The organism is Streptomyces sp. NPDC057424 (genome assembly GCF_042803315.1).
Taxonomy (GTDB): domain Bacteria; phylum Actinomycetota; class Actinomycetes; order Streptomycetales; family Streptomycetaceae; genus Streptomyces.
Map to the genome: position 1 here is coordinate 369939 of NZ_JBHVCP010000001.1, position 17038 is coordinate 386976.

Here is a 17038-nt window from a genome sequence, read left to right on the forward strand (position 1 = left end):
AGCGGGCTCAGTGGAAGCCGAGCATGCCTGGTGAGTCGATGTCGACAGTGACCGCGCCGGGTGGGTACTGCCGTTCGCGGTCCGTGAGCAGAATCGACATCCCTGTGAATTCAGCGCGCGGCAGTGCGCAGTACAGAGCGTGACAGTTGTCCGGGCCGCCGTAGCCGTCCCGGATCATGGTGCCGACCGCGACGGAGGCGGCCGTGTTGAGGCTGTCGACCACGACCGACGAGAAGTCGAGTACGCGCTGTGCAGCTCCGTCGTCCTGCGACTCCGCCTGCATGAGGCACAGGGCGGGGATCCGAAGGAGGTCGCCGGGGGTGCGTGCCATGTTCCCGGCGAGGAGGTTCAGCGTCTTGTGCCCCTGCGCGAGAGCCAGGGTGGCGCCGGTGTCCAGAATGATCACGCGGCGGCACCCCGTGCCGCACGGACCTTCTCCGCGGCGATGCGGTAGATGTTGCCGAGGATGTCAGGCGCCTCGTCGAACTCGACATCGCTGATGTCCACGCCGATCGTCTCCCGCACGACGCGGCGATCCGCGGCGACCCGCTCGGCGACCTGCTCGGCTGTGGGCTGTTCCAGGGCGAGCTGCTCGACGAGCTGGCCCAGGGTTACCCCACGTTCTTTGGCGACCTGAGCGAGATGGTCGCGTGCCTGCCGGGACACCTGGATCGTCGTATTCTCTGCCATAGTGCCACCATAGTCGCACCACAACCCCTCCGGGTCGGCTTACTCCGGTTTTCACCCGTGGGTGCAGGCCGACCCCTCAGTCCTGACGCCGGCCAGGAACGATGTCCAGGAGCTCGCGCCGAACACGAGTATCGGACCGTCGGGCCGCTTGCTGTCGCGGACCGGGACTGCGTCGGGGTGGTTGTCGGCGACTTCGAGGCAGTTGGAGGCGCCCCCGTCGCTGTAGGAGGACTTGCGCCACGCCGCGGTGGTGAGGTCAGGGGTTCTGTTCATGGTCTGCACTCCTCCAGAAGGCGCTTGATGAACGCCGTCGACTCCGCCGGGCTCAGTGCCGCATCCCTGACGAGATCGCAGGACAAGCGGTAGGACAGGACCCTGTCCGGATCGTCGATCAACTGACCGATCCCGTTGCCCTCCACGTAGGCGACAGGATCCCCGACGCGCTGCCGCAACAGGATGAGGTCGCTGTTCATAAGGTCGTGCACACCGGCCGTGTAAGGCAGCACCTGAATTGCGACATTCGGCCGCTCCGCAGCGTCCACCAGGTGTGACAACTGGTCGGCCCAGACCTTCGGGTCGGGAACCGGCCGTCGTACCGCACCCTCGTCCAGAATCACCCGCACGCTCGGCGCAGGCTGGCGATGGAGCAACTCCTGCCGCCCCATACGCGCAACCACCTGTTCCTCGACCTCCTCACCGTTGCCTGCCGTTGTCTGCGCGCCGGACAACCCTGACAACACCGCTCGGGCGTAGTCCTCGGTCTGCAGGAGACCTGGCACGCGCAGCTGGAACATCCACATGATCTGCGCCGTCGCCTCAAGGCCCATGAAGGCCTTGTACTTGTCCTTGATGACCTCCCCGCGCGCGTCCCGCCACTCACGAACCAGCAGGTCACCGCACCCGTAATAGCTGTCCAGGTCCTCCATGACCGCCAGCTTGGACAGCCGCTCGCCGGACTCCAGGCGGCTCAAGTAGCTCTTGTCGTACCCGGTGTCCTCGGCCAACTGCCCGAGCGACTTGCCCGCCTGCTCTCGCAGAAACCTCAGCGTCCGACCCAGGACCGCCCGGCCCCCGTCAACCATTTCCCCCACGTCACCCCTCCCTGTTGCCTGAGCGTCCAGGCAACACCTGGCCTCTTCCGCAGAGTACGACCAGACAGTGACGACGGGGGCACGAACGGTGATCACCGCTCGTCACCCCCTACCTCCCCCCTGCCCTGAGAAGGGAGACTTCCGTGCGCCTGCGTATCGCCGAACTCTGCGAGTCCCTCCTGCTCGCCCTCGTACGGCTCCTGCTGCCCGCCCGGGGCCGACATCGGGCCACCGCGCCTCCCCCGCCGCGGCCGCTGCCCCCGCCCGCGCGACTCCCCCGCCCTCGCCCCACAGAGCCCCTCGCCATGGACACCCCCTCGTCCGGCCGTACCTGCACGCCCTGGAGGTCTACGCATGAGGCTGCTCCCCTGGGCCGGCACCGACGGCAAGCCCTGCTACCTCAGCACCGACAACCCCGACAGCCCGCTCTCGCGGCTCGCCGACGACGTCGAGGCCGCTCAACTCGCCTCCGCCGAGCAGGTGCTCGCGGGAGCCCGAGCCGTACTCGGGGACTCCAAGGCCGGTGAACGCGCCACGCGCTTCGCGCTGACAAGGGCCGTGGAGTCCCTGGGCGACGTGCTGCGGGTCGCGGTCAGCCGTAGGGATGGGGACGCCGGACAAAGCAGGACTTGACCCGCCACCAGCTGTCGATGTCCTGTCATACCCATCAGTAGCGCAAACCCCTGTCCCCCGCTCTGGCATCTTCACTGCCGTCACAGAACCGCTAGCAGGAGTGAGCCAACCCCCATGCGTCTCATTCGCAAGTCAACTCTCAGAAAAACAGGCATAGTTGCCGCTTCCGCCGCGCTCGCCGTGACCGGTCTGCTGACCGGCGCGGGGACCGCTGCCGCCGGGCCCGCCGGGGCGACCAACATCCGGGGTGTGGATCCCGGGGACACCGACCGGATGATCGAACGGCTCTGCAGTCAGGAGACGAGCCTGACGGGTGTGTACGGCGCCCTGAACGTCGACACCGGCGAGTTCAAGACCCAGGACGAGTACCTGCGGGACGTCTTCGGGCTGTGGAAGCCCGCCGGGCCGTGGGAGCTGTTCCGCGGCTGGTGCGGGTACGCCGAGGCCTCGACCTGGTCCATCAAGGGTGACACCGTCCGCACGTCACGCTGGATCGGCAACAAGGGCTCCGCCGCCGACAAGGAGACCTTCGTCAGCAGCTACAGCACCAAGACGTTCGCGAAGAAGAGCGTCGGCGGCACCATCAGCCTCTCCCTCGCCAAGAGCATCTTCAGCGGCACCGTGGGCGGCAGCGCCGGGTACGAGTGGGGCTGGGAGAAGGAGTCCCGGTTCGAGACCCGCAGCGAGAAGACCATCCCGCCCTGCCGCCAGGTCGCCGTGACCTGGACGCCGTATCAGCGTGTCGTGCGCGTCAACCCCGTCTTCCACGTCGAGGACTACCAGTGGAACAAGGGCGACGGGGACCGGACCGTGCACAGCTGGCGTGGCCGGGGCTATCAGACCATCTACTCCTACGGGTATTACATCGACGGCATCTCCGACAAGCTCCTGCCCAGCGGCCGGCCCGACGGCCGTGAGGACAAGATCGAGGAGAAACTCGACCCCAAGTCCTGCATCAAGTAAGGCGGATATCCCGGCAACCTTTCCGTGTGGGGCGGCGACTGATCGGCGGTCATTCCCCCACACGGAACGGATCGCCGTATGAGTGAGCCGCGCAGCACGTCCCGTCCCCGGCACCGCAGAAGCCGCACCGCCCTGGCGTTGGGCGTCCCCCTGGCCCTGACCGCCGCCGGCACCCTCGCCTACGGCACCGATCTCGGAGTCCTGGGCTCCACCGCCCAGGAGGCCTCCGCCGCCATCCCCGCCTGGGCCTCCGCCACCGCCGACGGGTTCGCCTCCGTCAACTCGCTCGGACAGAACGGAACGTACGGCGGCCGGGACGGCAAGACCGTCACGGTGAAGACACAGGCCGAGCTGGAGAAGTACGCCACCGCCGCCGAGCCGTACGTCATCGTCGTCGCCGGGGCCATCACCATGAACCCGGTCGGCAAGGAGATCAAGGTCCGGTCCGACAAGACCATCGTGGGTCAGGGGACCTCCGGGCACATCGTCGGCGGCGGGTTCTTCCTCGGCCAGGGCGTGCACAACGTGATCATCCGGAACCTGACCATCCGGGACGCGTACCAGGGCATCTGGAACGACAAGGACCACGACTTCGACGCGATCCAGATGGACGGCGCCCATCACGTGTGGATCGACCACAACGACCTGCGCCACATGGCCGACGGGCTCATCGACGTCCGCAAGGACAGCACGAACGTCACCGTCTCGTGGAACAAGCTGAGCGACAACAACAAGACCTTCGGCATCGGCTGGACCGAGAACGTCAAGACCGACATCACGATCCACCACAACTGGATCCGCGAGACCGAGCAGCGCAACCCGTCCACCGACAACGCCGCCCACGCGCACCTCTACAACAACTTCCTGGAGGACGCCCCGGGCACGGACATCAAGTCCTCGTACGGGAACTACTCACGCGGCAGGACGAAGATGGTCCTGGAGAACTCCCTCTTCAAGGGCATCAGGAACCCGGTCATCAAGGACAGCGGCGCCGCCGTCGTCCAGCGCGGGAACTCCTTCTCCGGCACCAGCGGACGCAACGAGAGCGGCGGGACCGCCTTCGACCCGAAGGCCTACTACCCGTACACCCTCGACAAGGCCGCCGACCTCCCGTCGGTCCTCAAGGCCGGTGCCGGGCCCCGCGCCTCCATCGGGACGACCGCCTCCGCCAAGAGCACGACGGCCTCCATCAAGGCCGCGGCCGCCACCACCCTCACCGTCGCCCAGGACGGCAGCGGCCAGTACCGCACCGTGCAGGCCGCCGTGGACGCCGTACCGGCGAACAACCCCTCGCGGGTCGTGATCGCGGTCAAGCCGGGCACGTACCGGGAGCTGGTGAAGGTGCCGTCCAACAAGCCGCACGTCACCATCGAGGGCACCGGCGGCAGCCGCAAGGACACGACGATCGTCTACAACAACGCCTCCGGTACGCCGAAGCCCGGCGGCGGCACGTACGGCACCTCCGGCAGCGCCACCGTCGCCGTCCAGGCCGACGACTTCCAGGCCCGGAACCTGACCATCTCCAACGACTTCAACGAGGCGAGGAACCAGAGCCTGAACGGCCACCAGGCCGTCGCCCTGCGGACCGCCGCCGACAGGGTGTTCCTGGACGGGGTCATCGTCAGTGGCGACCAGGACACGCTGCTGCTCGACACCGCGTCGAAGGACCGGCTGGGCCGGGTCTACGTCCGCAACTCCTACGTCATCGGCAACGTCGACTTCATCTTCGGCCGGGCCACGGCCGTCGTCGACAGGTCCGTCATCACGCTGAAGAAGCGCTGGAACGGAACATCGGCCGGCTACATCACCGCCCCCAGCACCGCCGCGAACCGCAAGGGCATCCTGATCGCCAACTCCACGGTGAACGGCGATGTCTCGAACGGCAGTTTCTACCTCGGCCGGCCCTGGCACGCGGGCGGTGACGCCTCGCTCGACCCGCAGACCACGGTCCGCAACACCAACCTCAGCGCCGCGATCAAGTCCACACCGTGGACCGACATGAGCGGCTTCTCGTGGAAGGACGACCGGTTCGCCGAGTACGGCAACTACGGCGCCGGTGCGGGCCCGGCGAGCAGCAACCGGCCCCACCTGAGCGACGCGCAGGCCGCGAACCAGGAGGTCGCGGACTGGCTCGCGGGCTGGACGCCTTCGGCGTCCTGAACGACTCCCTTCCGGGTCCGGCTGACGAGCGGCGCCGGACCCGGAAGGGCCACCACGGCGATCCCCGGGGCGCTGCTACCAGGCCCGGCCCGGGCCCGGGCCCTCAGGAGGACTTCTCCCCGTCCGAGGACGACGACGACATGTCCTCCAGGTTCTTGCGGGCCTTGTCCGAGAGCTGCTTCTTCCCTGCCAGCACCTCCCGGTAGTACTGCGCGCCCTTCTCCTTGGCCATCGGGAAGTCCTCGTCGAACTCCTCCGCCTCGTGGTAGGCGTCGCCCTGCTTCGTCAGGGCACCGCGCATGGCCTTGCCGGCTCCGGGGAACCTGCGCTCCTCGGACTCCTTCATGATCCCGTAGAGCATGGCGGCGGCCCGCTTCTGCGTGACGCTCATCCCGGCGAGGAGTTCCTCGTCCAGCGCTTCACCGCGCGCGGCGGCCGCGACCATGGGCTCGTGCTCGGCGTCCAGCGCCTGGACCAGCTCCTGGTACGTGGTCCCGAGGTTCTCGCTCCCCGGGTACTGGTCCTTCTTGTTCGACGTGATGTACGGGCCGGCCCCTCGGCCCTTGTTCACCGTGTACGGGCCGAAGGGGCTCTGGCCGGGTCCGTAGGTGACCGCTGCCTGACCGCGCTTCTCCGCCCGGGCGTGGGCCCGCCGCAACCGGCTCAGCCCGTCCATGGGCTTCTCCTCGGCCGGACCCTCGCCGTTGTCGCCCTGGGGCATGCGCTGCACGGCCACGAAGGCGGCGTTTCCGGCGGTGCCCTGGAGGGACAGGGCCGCGTCCGGTGTCATCCGCCCCGCGGCTGCGAGCCGGGCCGCCTGCGGGTCGGCCTCGTGCGGCCGGAGCGGGGGCCGGTGGGCGTGTCCGTCCCGCGCGTCCGTCTCGGCTTCGTGGGACCGGCCGTGCCTACGCATCCGCATCATCCTCATCTCGGTCCGGTACGCCGCCATTGTCCGGGCGCCCCCGGGTCCGGACACCGGCCGCGGGGACAGACTTTCGGGCACGGCCGGCTGCTCGAAGGGCCAGGACCGGGCCGGACGGGCGGGCGGGCGGGCGGGCCGCGGACGCTGTTGGCGAATGCCGCGCGGCGGAAGCCAAGTGTCCGTTCCGTCTCAGCGACACGCCGCGTGCACGGCGTGTCGCTGAGACTCTCGCACCACTTGTCGAGCGTCAGCCGAATTCGCCGACGGCATCGGTCGCGCGAACGGCCTTCGCGCGCTCGGCCGCCCGGGTGCCGTCAGCCGCCGACCGAGAGCCCCGATCCCGACACCCGCACCCGGATGCCGTCCTCCTCCACCCGTACGTCCCGCAGCCGCACGTCCCCCTGCTCCGGCTCGGGCAGTTCGAACGCCAGTGACAGCCGGCCGGCCAGCACCGGGCGGGTCAGGCCCGACAGGGAGTCGAGCAGCTTGGGGTCGAGACCCAGACGGCGCATGACGTCGGGGTTCTCCAGGGCCAGGTCGATGAGGTTGAGGCGGGCGGCCTGGCGGGCGAAGCGCGGGGAGCCGGTCAGCTCGGTGAGCTTGCCGTCGTCGGCCAGGGCCTCGCGCACGGTCGGCTCGGGCACGCCCATCCGCCGCACGACGGCCGGGACCGACAGCAGCGCCTTGGCCTTGCGGGTCTCCCGGGCGAGGTCGGCGGTGCCCTTGGGCGTCAGGTGCAGGCCCTCCGAGGCGCGGGTGCCGGGGCGGTAGGTGGCCAGGTCGCCGATGTCCAGGCGCATGCGGCCGATCTCGGTGGCGATGCCCCGCTCGCCCTGCCGCTGGATCCGGGCCTCGGCGCGCAGCCGCAGGTTGTGCCCGGCGACCGGCAGGGTGCCGTCGGCCCGGACCCGGTCGCGGCCCTCGCCGGTGAACGTCACCTGGGATGCGCCGAGTTCGCGGTTGAGGTCGGCGAAGGTGAGCTGGACGTCCCCGTCGAAGCGGGGGACGTGGGCCCCGCGCACGGAGGTGAGGCCTTCGGCGTCCAGTCGTACGTCGTGGGCGGTGGCCGACACCTTCGCCAGGGAGACCCGGTCGGCGGCGACGTCCGGGACGGTCACCTTCACCGAGTCCAGGTGCTTGTCGGCGAGTTGGGTGAGGAAGGGGAAGCCGCCGATCTCCACCTCCGGCGCCGCGGCCAGGTCGAGGCGGCTCTTGAGGGTGTCCGCGGCCCGGTGCTCGGCGTAGAGCACGGCCCAGCGGTCGCCGAGGGCGGCGAACGAGGCGAGGACGGCCAGGCCGACGACCGCCTTCACCGCGAGCGGCAAGCCAGCGAAACGATTCTTCCTACGCCGCCTGCCGCCGCGGCGATGGTCCGGCGGGGCCCAGGCGTCCTCGGCGCCCGCGTCGTGTTCCTCCGCGAGGAACTCCTTCAGAGGGGTCTCCTCCAGAGGTCCGTCATCGAGGTCGGCGAGCTCCTCGTACGGGTTCGGACGGGGATGCGCATCTAGGTGGTGGGGGGTACGCATCGAGCCATCCGACCATGCGTACCTCCCCCACCCGCAACCTGAACCCCAGGTATGCGATCTACTTCACGATCGTGATGCGGTCCGCCTTCGGCGGGGCGATCGGGTCGGCGGCCGAGGAGTTGGCCGTCAGGTACTGCTCCAGCGCCGTCAGGTCGTCGGCACCGACGACGTCGTTCGCGCCCTGGCCGAGGGTCGGGAAGCCGTCGCCGCCGCCCGCGAGGAAGCTGTTCGTCGCGACGCGGTAGGTGGCCGCCGGGTCGATGGCCGCGCCGTTCAGCTTGATCGAGTCCGTGACCACACGGTCGGCTCCGGACTGGGTGAGGTCCAGCGTGTAGGTGAGGCCGGACGACACCTGGAGGACCTTGGGCGACGCGGCGTTCGAGCCGGTCACCTGCTCCTTGAGCACCTGGATGAGCTGGGCACCCGTGAAGTCCTGCAGGTTCACGGTGTTCGCGAACGGCTGGACCGTGAAGCCCTCGGCATAGGTGACGACACCGTCGCCCTCACCGGCCTTGGCCGCGTAGGTCAGCGGTGCGCGGATACCGCCCGGGTTCATCAGCGCCAGGTCGGTCTCCGGGTCGATCTGCTTGCCGTGGGCGAGCTGGGCGTCGGCGATGAGGTCGCCGAGCGGGGACTCGGTGCCGGTGTTGCCGATGTCGCCGGCGATGTGGCCGATGGCGCGGTTGCCGATGGGCGCGGCCAGCGTGTTCCACTTGCTGATCAGCTCGGTCATGTCGGGCGCCTTGGGGACGTCCCGGGTGACCACGCGGTTCGCCGACTTCACCGCCGTGCGGGCGATGTCGCCGGTCCTGCGGTCGTACGTCAGCGTGGTGTCCGTGTAGAGACGGCCGAAGGACGCGGCCGAGGTGACCATGCGGGGCTTGCCGGCCGGGTCGGCGATGCTGCACACGTACGCGCTGTGGGTGTGGCCGGTGACCAGCGCGTCCACCTGCGGTGTGACGTTCTTGGCGATGTCGACGATCGGGCCGGAGACGCCGTCGCCCGCGCCCGGGGAGTCGCAGTCGTAGTTGTACGACGTCGACGCCGGGAAGCCGCCCTCGTGGATGAGCGCGACGATCGACTTCACGCCCTGCCTCTGGAGCACCCTGGCGTACTTGTTGATCGTCTCGACCTCGTCCTTGAAGGAGAGGCCCTTGACGCCCTCGGCGGAGACGATGTCCGGAGTGCCCTCCAGGGTCACGCCGATGAAGCCGACCTTGACGCCGTTCTTCTTCCACACCCAGTAGGGCTTGAGGATCGGCTTCTTCGTCTTCTCGTCGAGGACGTTGGCCGCCAGGTAGGGGAAGTCGGCGCCCTTGAACTTCTTGTCCGTGTAGCAGCCGTCCTTCGGGTGGCAGCCGCCGTTCTGGAGCCGTCCCAGCTCCTTGGCGCCCTCGTCGAACTCGTGGTTGCCGACCGAGGTGACGTCGAGGTCGAGCTTGTTCAGCGCCTCGATGGTCGGCTCGTCGTGGAACAGCCCGGAGATCAGCGGGGAGGCGCCGACCATGTCGCCGCCGGCGGCGGTGATGGAGTACTTCTCGCCCTTGCGGGCCTGCCTCAGGTGCGTGGCGAGGTACTCGACGCCACCGGCGTCGATGGTCTTCGTGGTGCCGTCGTGCTGGTGCTCGGTGACCCGGCCGGACGAGCCCGTCGGCGGCTCGAGGTTACCGTGCAGGTCGTTGAAGGACAGCAGCTGCACGTCCTGGTAGCGGCCGGGCCAGTGCCCGCCCTTGCGGTGCTTCTCCCCGGCGGTCGCCGAGCCCGGCAACGCCGCGGCGGCCAGCGCGCCGACGGTGACGACACCGGCGGCGAGAGCGGCGAAACGGTTCGTACGACGTCTGCGGCGCTCGGGATGCGCCGGTGAAGTGGCTGGCATACGCCCCCCTGTTGGGTCTGCTGGGACAGTGATGTCGTCCGGCGCAGCCTAGAGTCAACGCGCGTAGCGCGACAGGTGTTTCATGGTTACATCCTGGTTGCTTCTTTGCCGCTGATTTGCCGGTGGCGCCCCGTACCCTCGTACGCATGACCAGCGACGACACCGTACGGCCCGGCCGCCCCCGCTCGATCGAGACCCTTGCCGCGCTCTCCGCGGAGCAGACCGAGGCCGTGCTCGGGCTGCTCGACGAGGCGGCCCGGACCGACGGGCAGCAGGCGGTGTCCGAACAGGGCCGGTTGCAGTTGCGCGGCGGGGAGCGGGAGGGCGTGTCCCATCTGCTGCTCACCACCGGCGGGGAACTTGTCGGTTATGCCCAGTTGGAGGACACGGACGACGTGGAGCCGCCGGCCGCCGAGCTGGTCGTGCACCCCGGGCACCGGGGGCACGGGCACGGACGGGCGCTCGGGTCCGCGCTGCTGGCCGCGTCGGGAAAGCGGCTGCGGGTGTGGGCGCACGGCGGGCACGCCGCCGCCCGGCACCTCGCGCAGGTCCTGGGTCTGACGCTGTTCCGTGAACTGCGTCAGATGCGGCGGCCGTTGACCGGCTTCGACGCGCCCGAGCCGGCGCTCCCCGACGGCGTCACGGTCCGCCCCTTCGTCCCCGGCAAGGACGACGCGGCCTGGCTCGCGGTGAACGCCGCCGCCTTCGCCCACCACCCCGAGCAGGGCTCCCTCACCCAGCGCGACCTCGACGACCGCAAGGCCGAGCCCTGGTTCGACCCCGAGGGGTTCTTCCTCGCCTTCCGCGGCGACGAACTCGTGGGCTTCCACTGGACCAAGGTGCACGCCGAGGAGGGCCTGGGCGAGGTGTACGTCCTCGGGGTCGGGCCCGGTGCGCAGGGCGGCGGCCTCGGCAGGTCCCTGACCACGATCGGGCTGCGGCACCTTGCGGGGCAGGGGCTGCCGACGGCGATGCTGTACGTCGACGCCGACAACAAGGCGGCGGTGTCGGTGTACGAGCGGCTGGGGTTCGTCACGCACGAGGTGGACCTCATGTACCGGACGGAGACCTGAGCCTTGACGTCGGGGTACGTGCACCGGCTGATGGTGGACCGGACCACCGCCCCGCCGGGGTCGGGGCGGGCGCCGCTGACGGCCGGAACACCGCGTGGCCGAGGCGGGGCGGACCTCCGTGCGCCTGGACTGCCTGGCCACGAACACCCAGCTCAACGCCTACTGCCAGGAAGCCGGTTACCGGGTCGTGGGTCGCGAGGAGGGCAAGCCGCAGCCGGGCGGGCCGCCCAAGTCCTTCACGCTGACGCAGAAGCGGCTCGGGTAGGCGAGGGGGCCGCGGTGGCCGCCCATGACGGCCGCCAGGTATCTCCCCGGGGCGGTCGCGGCCGGGTGGCCATCAGGTAGTCGCGCAGGGCGGCCAGGCCGGGGTGCGGGTTGTCCGTACGCCAGAGCAGCGAGTGCGGGTAGACCGGGACCGGGTCCACGAGCGGGACGAGCCGCAGGTCGTGGGCGACCGGCCAGACGTGCGGGGTGCGTTCGCTGAGGAAGGTCGCCACGGTGGGTGAGCCGGCGATCGTGTCGAGGAGCGCCTCGAGGCCGAAGTTGGGCCCGATGGTGTCGATGGCCGGCCCGAAGGCCGCGGCGAGTTCCTCGTAGTAGGCGTGCCACTCGGTCCCGGGCACGTTGCCCGGCATCCAGATCCGGTGCCCGGCGAGCTGCGCGGTCGCCACCGTCTCGGCCCGGGCGAAGGGGTGACCGGGGCCGACGCACAGCTGCAGCGGCTCGTCGAGGACCGGGGTCGCGGTGATGCCGTCGGGGAGCCGCTGCCCGGGCATGGTGACGGCTCGGAAGGTGGCGTCGACGGCCCCCTCCCGCAGGGCCGTCACGGCCGTCTCCACGTCGAACAGGGTGACGACGTCCAACGCGATCTCCGGGTGCGCCCGGTGGAAGTGCTGCACCAGCCCACCGGGGGCGGCCCGGCGTCCCACGACGTCCACCCGCAGCGCCCGGTCCCCGGGCCGCACGGCGGCCGTCGCCCGCTCCTCGGCCTGGAGCAGGACCCGGGCGTGCGGCAGCAGGGCCTGCCCGTCGATGGTGAGCTCCGCCCCGCGCGGCGTACGGACCAGCAGCCGCACCCCGAGGTCCTTCTCCAGCGCGGCGATCCGCTTGGACACGGCCTGCTGGGTGAGGGCCAGGTCCACGGCGGCCTTCTGGAACTGCCCGGAGTCGGCGATCGCGACGAAGGCACGTACGGCTTTGAGGTCCACGGGAGGGCAGCCTAGCCGCACAACACCTGGTTGTCGGACGGCCCGACAGTGCCGGATCCCAAGGCCGGACGCTCCGGCCGGCACAACTACTCGATGTACCCGGCGCCCGCTAGAGCCGGATCCGCCGCCGCACCGGCTCCACCGCGCTCACCACTCCCAGGATCACGGCCCCGGCCAGCACCACGGCCCACCGGTCGTGCGCCGCCGCCCACCGCTCGTCCTGCACCGGCACGAACAGGGCCCAGCGGCCGGGCCAGAACAGCATGGCCAGGACGGCCGTGGTCACCAGTCCGCCCGCCACCGGCAGTCCGGGCCGGGCGGCCTCGCTGCAGCGCACCGCGGCCGCCGCGCCGGTCACCGCCAGGGCGAAGGCGGCCCCGGCCTCCAGCGTGATGTCGCCGGCCGGTGGCCGCACGCCCGGCGGCACGAGCAGCAGGGCCACCGTCCACCAGGCCGCCGCGGCCGGGGCGGCCAGGGCGACGCGCAGGGCGGTACGGACCGGGCGCGGAGTCGGCACGGCGGCCGTGGTGTGCCGGGCCGGGTCGTCCAGGAGAAAGGCCAGGCCGACCGCGAAGGCGAGGATCGCGGCCCGCAGCAGGTACAGGGAGAGCCGTTCCGCCGTCTCACCGGTCCGGGTCAGCGCGGCGAGCAGCAGCCCCGCCGCCCCGGCCGCGCCGACCACGCCCCACGGCACCGTCCGGTGGACGGGGAGCACCAGCTGCCGGGTCAGTCGCACTTGTCCTCCCCCTCGGGAGCGGGCAGGTCCAGCAGCTCGGCGGCCCGGGCCGCCGTGACCTTCGGCGCGGTCAGTTCGGCCCACCGGTCCTTGACCCGGGCGCCGGCCTCACCACGGGGCAGGTCGAGCAGCGCGCGCAGCACCTCGGTCTGGGCCTCGGTCATGGACAGCCCGGACGTGGGCTGGAGCACCATGGCGGAGCCGGTGATGCTGTCGTCGAGCCGGACGCGGCGCAGCGCGTCGAGAGGGTCGGACTCCCAGCCCACGGCCAGCCACATGAGGGGGACGATGCGGCCGTCACAGATCGAGGTCGCGGCCTTCTCGTCGCCCGCGATCAGCACACCGGCCACGGCGGCCGAGAACTCGGGGACGCGGTTGCCGCCCCACCGGGTGCCCACCGTCACCTCGTGCGGACGCTCCAGCGGCATCAGCGCACCGTCGCCGGAGAGACCGTAGCGCGCCTCGACCCGCTGCCGTACGACGACGTCCTGCTCGTGGGCGCCGCCCCCGGCCAGCGACCGGACCCGGTCCACCACCCCGGCCCAGTCCGCGACCCGCGGCCCCCACCCGGGGAACGCGCAGTACGTCGACCCGTCCCGCCGGACGCAGGCCTGCACCTGTTCGGGGTGCACCGTGGCGCGTTCGCGCGCCTTGACCAACTCGGGGGAGTCGCCCGCCGACTGGGCCACCCCGCCCACCAGCGTCATGGCCAGCGCCCCGGCGGCACCGGCGAGGACGGCCGGCCTGCGGCCACCGGCCACGAGCACAGCAAGCAGTCCGAGGGTCAGTCCCAGCCCGGCCAGGTACAGGGCGTGCCAGGCGGCGGGCCGGCCCATCAGGTCGGAGGGCAGCGTGTTGCTGCTCGCCTCGCCGACGGCAGGCATGAGCCACCGCTCCCAGCCGTCCCCCGTTCCCACACCGGAGAGGAACATGAACAGGAACAGGCAGAACACGATCATCAGCGGGGCGGCGAGAGCCGACCTCACCAGAGCGGCCGCCAGCAGCCCGAGCAGCCCGCACAACAGCACCGTCAGGGGACCCACGAGCAGTTCGCCCACCGAGCCGTGCCCGATCGCCCCGGGCCGCAGCGCCTCCCGGCCGAACTGCCCGGCCACGCACACGGCGGTGAGCAGGGCCGCGGCCACGACCGACAGGGCGTGGGCGACCGTACGGCACCACTGCGGGAGCACCAGCACCGCGAAGTGCCGCTCCGTGCCGTGCCGTCGGGAGCGCAGCGCGGCGTGGTTGACGGACAGCAGGACCGCGAGGCCGACCAGCATCGGGGCGCTCTGGGTGGCGCGGTCGACGTCCTGGAGGGCCGGGTAGCCGTCCCCGTCCCTGCCGGCGCGCCACACTGTCCAGCCGAGGTACACGGCGAAGGCGAGGAGCACCGGGATCCGGGTCAGCAGCCGGCGTGACTCGAACAGGGCCAGGGCGAACACGGCCCTGAAGGACCCGCCGGGCTCGTCCCGCGTCCGGGACACGGCGGGCTTCTCCACCACCGCGGTCATGCGGCCACCTCCGCTCCGGTGCCGTCGAGGGTGAGCAGGTAGCCGTCCTCCAGGGTGGGTTCGAGCGGCTCGGCGCCGGGCGGCGGGTCCCCCACGTTCCGGAAGGTCCCGGTCCCGGTGCGCCACCCCGCCTTGGCGCCCGGGTCCCGCTCGGTGCTGCTCCACACGTGCCCCGCGGCCCGCGCGGTCAGCTCGGCCGGGGTGCCCTCGAACCGCACCCGGCCACCGGCCATGACCACCACGCGGTGGCAGAGCATCGCCACGTCCTCCGTCTGATGGGTGGACAGCAGCACCGTGCGGCCCTCCCCGGCTCCGGCGATCAACTCGCGGAACCGCATGCGCTGTTCGGGGTCCAGCCCCACGGTCGGCTCGTCGAGGACCAGGAACCCGGGGTCCCCGACCAGGGCGGCCCCGAGGGCGACCCGCTGGCGCATCCCCCCGGACAGCTTGCGGATCCGCTTGCCCCGCACGTCCGCCAGGCCGACCTCGTCGAGCACCCGCCGTACCTCCCGGTGCCGGGCGCCCCGGTCGGTCATCTCCTTCAGGATCGCCACGTAGTCGACGAACTCGAAGGCGGTGAAGTCCGGGTGGAAGCCCGGCGTCTGCGGCAGATAGCCCAGCCGGCGCCGCACCTCCTGCCGGCCGCGGGCGGTGCCCGGATCGTGCCCGAGCACGGTGAAGGCCCCGCGGTCGGCGGGCAGGGCCGTGGCGAGCACCCGCAGCAGCGTGGTCTTGCCGGCGCCGTTGGGGCCGAGCAGCCCGGTGACGCCGGCGGTCAGCCGCAGCGACACGTCGTCGAGGGCCCGGGTGCCGCCGTAGCGGAGGCTCAGCCCTGAGGCGGACACGGTCGGGGTCATACGGCACGTCCCTGGAAGAGGTCGAATCGGTCACGAAGCAGGAAGAGCAGCCCGGCGGCGAGCGCGGCGACCACCGCCGCGACGCCCTGCCCGGCGGCGGTGAACGGCGCGAGCGGCACATCCGCCCCCGCCCGCAGCGCGTCGGCCGTCAGCAGCAGCCCGGCCCATGCCCCGCCCACCAGGGACGGCGCGAGCACCGGCCCCAGCCGGGGCATCAGCGCGAGCCCGGTCGCCGTCAGCGCCAGCCCGGGCAGCAGCCAGGCCAGCGCCCGCAGCCCGTAGGCGGGCAGGGCGAGGGTCGCCAGCCCGTTCAGCCCGAGCACGACGGCCAGCACGGCCACCGTCCGGATCATCAGCAGCCGGAACCCGTGCATCGGCGCGACGACGGCCATCTCGTACGTCGGATCCAGCGCGGGCCCGTACGACAACGCCACCCCCGCCAGCGGCAGCAGCGGCGCGAGGGCCAGGAACAGCGTGGGGAACTCCCCGCCGCGCACGAAGTGCCCGGCCCCCACGCTCAGAAGCAGCACGACGACGACGGCCCCCAGCCAGGACCGCCGCAGCACCGGCGTCGCCGCCAGCAGCCGCGCGGTGTGCCCGGCCACCCCGATCCGCACGAGCAGCTTCTCCAGCAGCCCCGTCCGGGGCGCGTCCAGTTCGGCGTCGAGCCGGTCCCACCCGGCGTCGAGAGCGACCGGGTCGCTGACGTCGGCCAGCGCCCCGCGGCACCGGGCGCAGGAGGTCAGATGCGCGTCGGCGGACCAGAGCAGGGGAGCTTCCAACTCCCCTCGCGCGTAGGCGCGCAGATCCTCTTCGGACACGTGCCAGCTCATGTCAACGCCTCCCGCAACTGCTTCCGGGCCCGCATCGCCCGTGTCTTGACCGTCCCGGGCGGTATCCCGAGCAGCACGGCCGCCTCACGGGTGGTCAGCCCGTCGATGACGGTCGCCTGCAGCACCGCCCGCAGCTCCGGCGACAGCCGGACCAGGGCCCCGGCGAGGTCCCCGTGTTCCACCCCCGCGAGCACGCGTTCCTCCGCCGACGCCTCGTCCCGGTGCCGCAACCGTGCCAGGGCCTGCCGCAGCCGCCCCCGCGCCCCGTCGCCCCGCAGCGCGTCCACCAGCCGCCGCGACCCGATGCGCCACAGCCATCCGGCCGCGTCCGCGGAGTGGCCCTCCCGGTAGCGGGCCGTGCCCCGCCACACCGCCAGGAACGTCTCCTGCACGACGTCGTCGACGACCCCGAGGTCGGCGCACCGCCCCCGCAGCCGGGCCCGGAGCCATGGCGCGTAGCGCCGGTACAGCTCCTCGAAGGCGCGCCGGTCGGCGTCCGCGGCGATGGACCGCAGCAACTCCCCGTCGCTTCTCGTATCGCTCACGTCTCCTCATCGGACGGCCCGGCCCGAACGGTTCATCTGATCGCTCAGGAGGGTGCCCCGGTTTTCCTGCCGGCAGGACGAGCGGGCGGGGGCGACGGCGTGCCGTGGGTGAAGGAAGCCGGGGAGGGTGGTGCCCGCACGCAGCCGACCCTCACGGAGAGTGATTTCGGTATCACGGCCGTCACGGGCGCCGGCGGGCTCGTTTCCATGCCGGCACCGCGCGCGGGTGCCCTTCCACCGGGGAGATGGACGCGCGGCCCGCCCTTTGGGGACACTCCGGAGGCGCCCGGCGTCACCGGGGACCGTCCACAGCCTGTGGGCAGCCGCCCGCCCCCGCACCCCGGCCCTGTGGACGCCCGCGAGCCGCCCCCCGCTATCCCGCACGTCATGTCTCCGTAACCAGTGATTCAGACG

Annotated in this window: 17 protein-coding genes and 1 pseudogene; 5 read left to right on the forward strand and 13 right to left on the reverse strand. The window is 71.6% G+C overall.

The annotated features are described in order from the left end of the window. Positions 1–7: 7 nt before the first annotated feature. Genes ACFU3E_RS01880 through ACFU3E_RS01895 form a run of 4 tightly spaced genes read right to left on the reverse strand, consistent with a single transcriptional unit; the run spans position 8 to position 1772 of the window. Complete coding sequence (locus tag ACFU3E_RS01880; RefSeq protein ID WP_384150466.1) at positions 8–406, reverse strand: hypothetical protein; 399 nt, start codon at positions 404–406, stop codon at positions 8–10. Then, positions 403–690 carry a hypothetical protein gene (locus tag ACFU3E_RS01885; protein ID WP_104787647.1) on the reverse strand — a complete coding sequence of 96 codons (288 nt, stop codon included), beginning with the start codon at positions 688–690 and terminating at the stop codon, positions 403–405. Before ACFU3E_RS01885 ends, ACFU3E_RS01880 begins: the two co-directional genes overlap by 4 nt. A 51-nt stretch (positions 691–741) precedes the next feature. Next, positions 742–963 carry a DUF397 domain-containing protein gene (locus tag ACFU3E_RS01890; protein ID WP_384150469.1) on the reverse strand — a complete coding sequence of 74 codons (222 nt, stop codon included), beginning with the start codon at positions 961–963 and terminating at the stop codon, positions 742–744. Next, entirely contained in the window at positions 960–1772 is an 813-nt protein-coding gene (locus tag ACFU3E_RS01895) for a helix-turn-helix domain-containing protein (RefSeq protein WP_384150619.1), read from the reverse strand. Before ACFU3E_RS01895 ends, ACFU3E_RS01890 begins: the two co-directional genes overlap by 4 nt. 363 nt (positions 1773–2135) lie before the next feature. Here ACFU3E_RS01895 and ACFU3E_RS01900 point away from each other — a divergent pair, with 363 nt between their 5' ends. The 3 genes from ACFU3E_RS01900 to ACFU3E_RS01910 all read left to right on the forward strand — a co-directional run bounded on the left by ACFU3E_RS01900 (position 2136) and on the right by ACFU3E_RS01910 (position 5537). Beyond that, positions 2136–2414 carry a hypothetical protein gene (locus ACFU3E_RS01900; protein WP_384150472.1) on the forward strand — a complete coding sequence of 93 codons (279 nt, stop codon included), beginning with the start codon at positions 2136–2138 and terminating at the stop codon, positions 2412–2414. 180 nt (positions 2415–2594) lie between these two features. Next, positions 2595–3377, forward strand: coding sequence for a hypothetical protein (locus tag ACFU3E_RS01905; RefSeq protein WP_384150475.1), 783 nt, complete (start codon positions 2595–2597; stop codon positions 3375–3377). A 78-nt stretch (positions 3378–3455) separates the two neighbouring features. Continuing rightward, complete coding sequence (locus ACFU3E_RS01910) at positions 3456–5537, forward strand: pectinesterase family protein (RefSeq protein WP_384150477.1); 2082 nt, start codon at positions 3456–3458, stop codon at positions 5535–5537. A gap of 103 nt (positions 5538–5640) precedes the next feature. Here the strand turns inward: ACFU3E_RS01910 and ACFU3E_RS01915 are convergent, their stop codons facing one another. The 3 genes from ACFU3E_RS01915 to ACFU3E_RS01925 all read right to left on the reverse strand — a co-directional run bounded on the left by ACFU3E_RS01915 (position 5641) and on the right by ACFU3E_RS01925 (position 9861). Next, positions 5641–6450 carry a hypothetical protein gene (locus ACFU3E_RS01915; protein ID WP_384150480.1) on the reverse strand — a complete coding sequence of 270 codons (810 nt, stop codon included), beginning with the start codon at positions 6448–6450 and terminating at the stop codon, positions 5641–5643. 323 nt (positions 6451–6773) lie between these two features. Beyond that, positions 6774–7985 (reverse strand): DUF2993 domain-containing protein, encoded by a 1212-nt coding sequence (locus ACFU3E_RS01920; protein WP_384150483.1) that lies wholly within the window; start codon positions 7983–7985, stop codon positions 6774–6776. A gap of 58 nt (positions 7986–8043) precedes the next feature. Beyond that, a complete protein-coding gene (locus tag ACFU3E_RS01925; RefSeq protein WP_384150485.1) occupies positions 8044–9861 on the reverse strand; it encodes a bifunctional metallophosphatase/5'-nucleotidase in 1818 nt (605 codons plus the stop codon). Positions 9862–10007: 146 nt separating this feature from the next. On the opposite strand from ACFU3E_RS01925, the gene mshD reads away from it, so the two are divergent. Together mshD and ACFU3E_RS01935 are read left to right on the forward strand one after the other, a co-directional pair. Next, entirely contained in the window at positions 10008–10934 is a 927-nt protein-coding gene (gene mshD / locus ACFU3E_RS01930) for a mycothiol synthase (RefSeq protein WP_384150487.1), read from the forward strand. Positions 10935–10943: 9 nt separating this feature from the next. Next, positions 10944–11199, forward strand: a pseudogene (locus tag ACFU3E_RS01935) (N-acetyltransferase); the annotation flags it as partial. Here the strand turns inward: ACFU3E_RS01935 and ACFU3E_RS01940 are convergent. The 6 genes from ACFU3E_RS01940 to ACFU3E_RS01965 all read right to left on the reverse strand — a co-directional run bounded on the left by ACFU3E_RS01940 (position 11171) and on the right by ACFU3E_RS01965 (position 16624). Continuing rightward, positions 11171–12142: a LysR family transcriptional regulator gene (locus ACFU3E_RS01940; RefSeq protein WP_384150490.1), complete on the reverse strand. Its 972-nt coding sequence runs from the start codon at positions 12140–12142 to the stop codon at positions 11171–11173. The pseudogene ACFU3E_RS01935 and the gene ACFU3E_RS01940 overlap by 29 nt on opposite strands. 109 nt (positions 12143–12251) lie before the next feature. After that, complete coding sequence (locus tag ACFU3E_RS01945; protein ID WP_384150493.1) at positions 12252–12878, reverse strand: ABC transporter; 627 nt, start codon at positions 12876–12878, stop codon at positions 12252–12254. After that, positions 12869–14389: an ABC transporter permease gene (locus ACFU3E_RS01950; RefSeq protein WP_384150496.1), complete on the reverse strand. Its 1521-nt coding sequence runs from the start codon at positions 14387–14389 to the stop codon at positions 12869–12871. Before ACFU3E_RS01950 ends, ACFU3E_RS01945 begins: the two co-directional genes overlap by 10 nt. After that, positions 14386–15246, reverse strand: a complete 861-nt coding sequence (locus ACFU3E_RS01955; RefSeq protein WP_384150499.1) for an ABC transporter ATP-binding protein — start codon at positions 15244–15246, stop codon at positions 14386–14388. Before ACFU3E_RS01955 ends, ACFU3E_RS01950 begins: the two co-directional genes overlap by 4 nt. Continuing rightward, complete coding sequence (locus ACFU3E_RS01960) at positions 15243–16079, reverse strand: zf-HC2 domain-containing protein (RefSeq protein ID WP_384150502.1); 837 nt, start codon at positions 16077–16079, stop codon at positions 15243–15245. The genes ACFU3E_RS01955 and ACFU3E_RS01960 overlap by 4 nt, the downstream gene beginning before the upstream one ends. Then, positions 16076–16624, reverse strand: a complete 549-nt coding sequence (locus ACFU3E_RS01965) for an RNA polymerase sigma factor (protein ID WP_384150505.1) — start codon at positions 16622–16624, stop codon at positions 16076–16078. Before ACFU3E_RS01965 ends, ACFU3E_RS01960 begins: the two co-directional genes overlap by 4 nt. Positions 16625–17038 lie beyond the last annotated feature (414 nt).

Excerpts from the sequence above, each read along its gene's own strand:
- ACFU3E_RS01885 (WP_104787647.1), bottom strand. The coding sequence starts at position 690 with ATGGCAGAGAATACGACGATCCAGGTGTCCCGGCAGGCACGCGACCAT.
- ACFU3E_RS01890 (WP_384150469.1), bottom strand. The coding sequence starts at position 963 with ATGAACAGAACCCCTGACCTCACCACCGCGGCGTGGCGCAAGTCCTCC.
- ACFU3E_RS01895 (WP_384150619.1), bottom strand. The coding sequence starts at position 1,772 with ATGGTTGACGGGGGCCGGGCGGTCCTGGGTCGGACGCTGAGGTTTCTG.
- ACFU3E_RS01900 (WP_384150472.1), top strand. The coding sequence starts at position 2,136 with ATGAGGCTGCTCCCCTGGGCCGGCACCGACGGCAAGCCCTGCTACCTC.
- ACFU3E_RS01910 (WP_384150477.1), top strand. The coding sequence starts at position 3,456 with ATGAGTGAGCCGCGCAGCACGTCCCGTCCCCGGCACCGCAGAAGCCGC.
- ACFU3E_RS01915 (WP_384150480.1), bottom strand. The coding sequence starts at position 6,450 with ATGCGTAGGCACGGCCGGTCCCACGAAGCCGAGACGGACGCGCGGGAC.
- ACFU3E_RS01920 (WP_384150483.1), bottom strand. The coding sequence starts at position 7,985 with ATGCGTACCCCCCACCACCTAGATGCGCATCCCCGTCCGAACCCGTAC.
- ACFU3E_RS01925 (WP_384150485.1), bottom strand. The coding sequence starts at position 9,861 with ATGCCAGCCACTTCACCGGCGCATCCCGAGCGCCGCAGACGTCGTACG.
- mshD (WP_384150487.1), top strand. The coding sequence starts at position 10,008 with ATGACCAGCGACGACACCGTACGGCCCGGCCGCCCCCGCTCGATCGAG.
- ACFU3E_RS01950 (WP_384150496.1), bottom strand. The coding sequence starts at position 14,389 with ATGACCGCGGTGGTGGAGAAGCCCGCCGTGTCCCGGACGCGGGACGAG.
- ACFU3E_RS01955 (WP_384150499.1), bottom strand. The coding sequence starts at position 15,246 with ATGACCCCGACCGTGTCCGCCTCAGGGCTGAGCCTCCGCTACGGCGGC.
- ACFU3E_RS01960 (WP_384150502.1), bottom strand. The coding sequence starts at position 16,079 with ATGAGCTGGCACGTGTCCGAAGAGGATCTGCGCGCCTACGCGCGAGGG.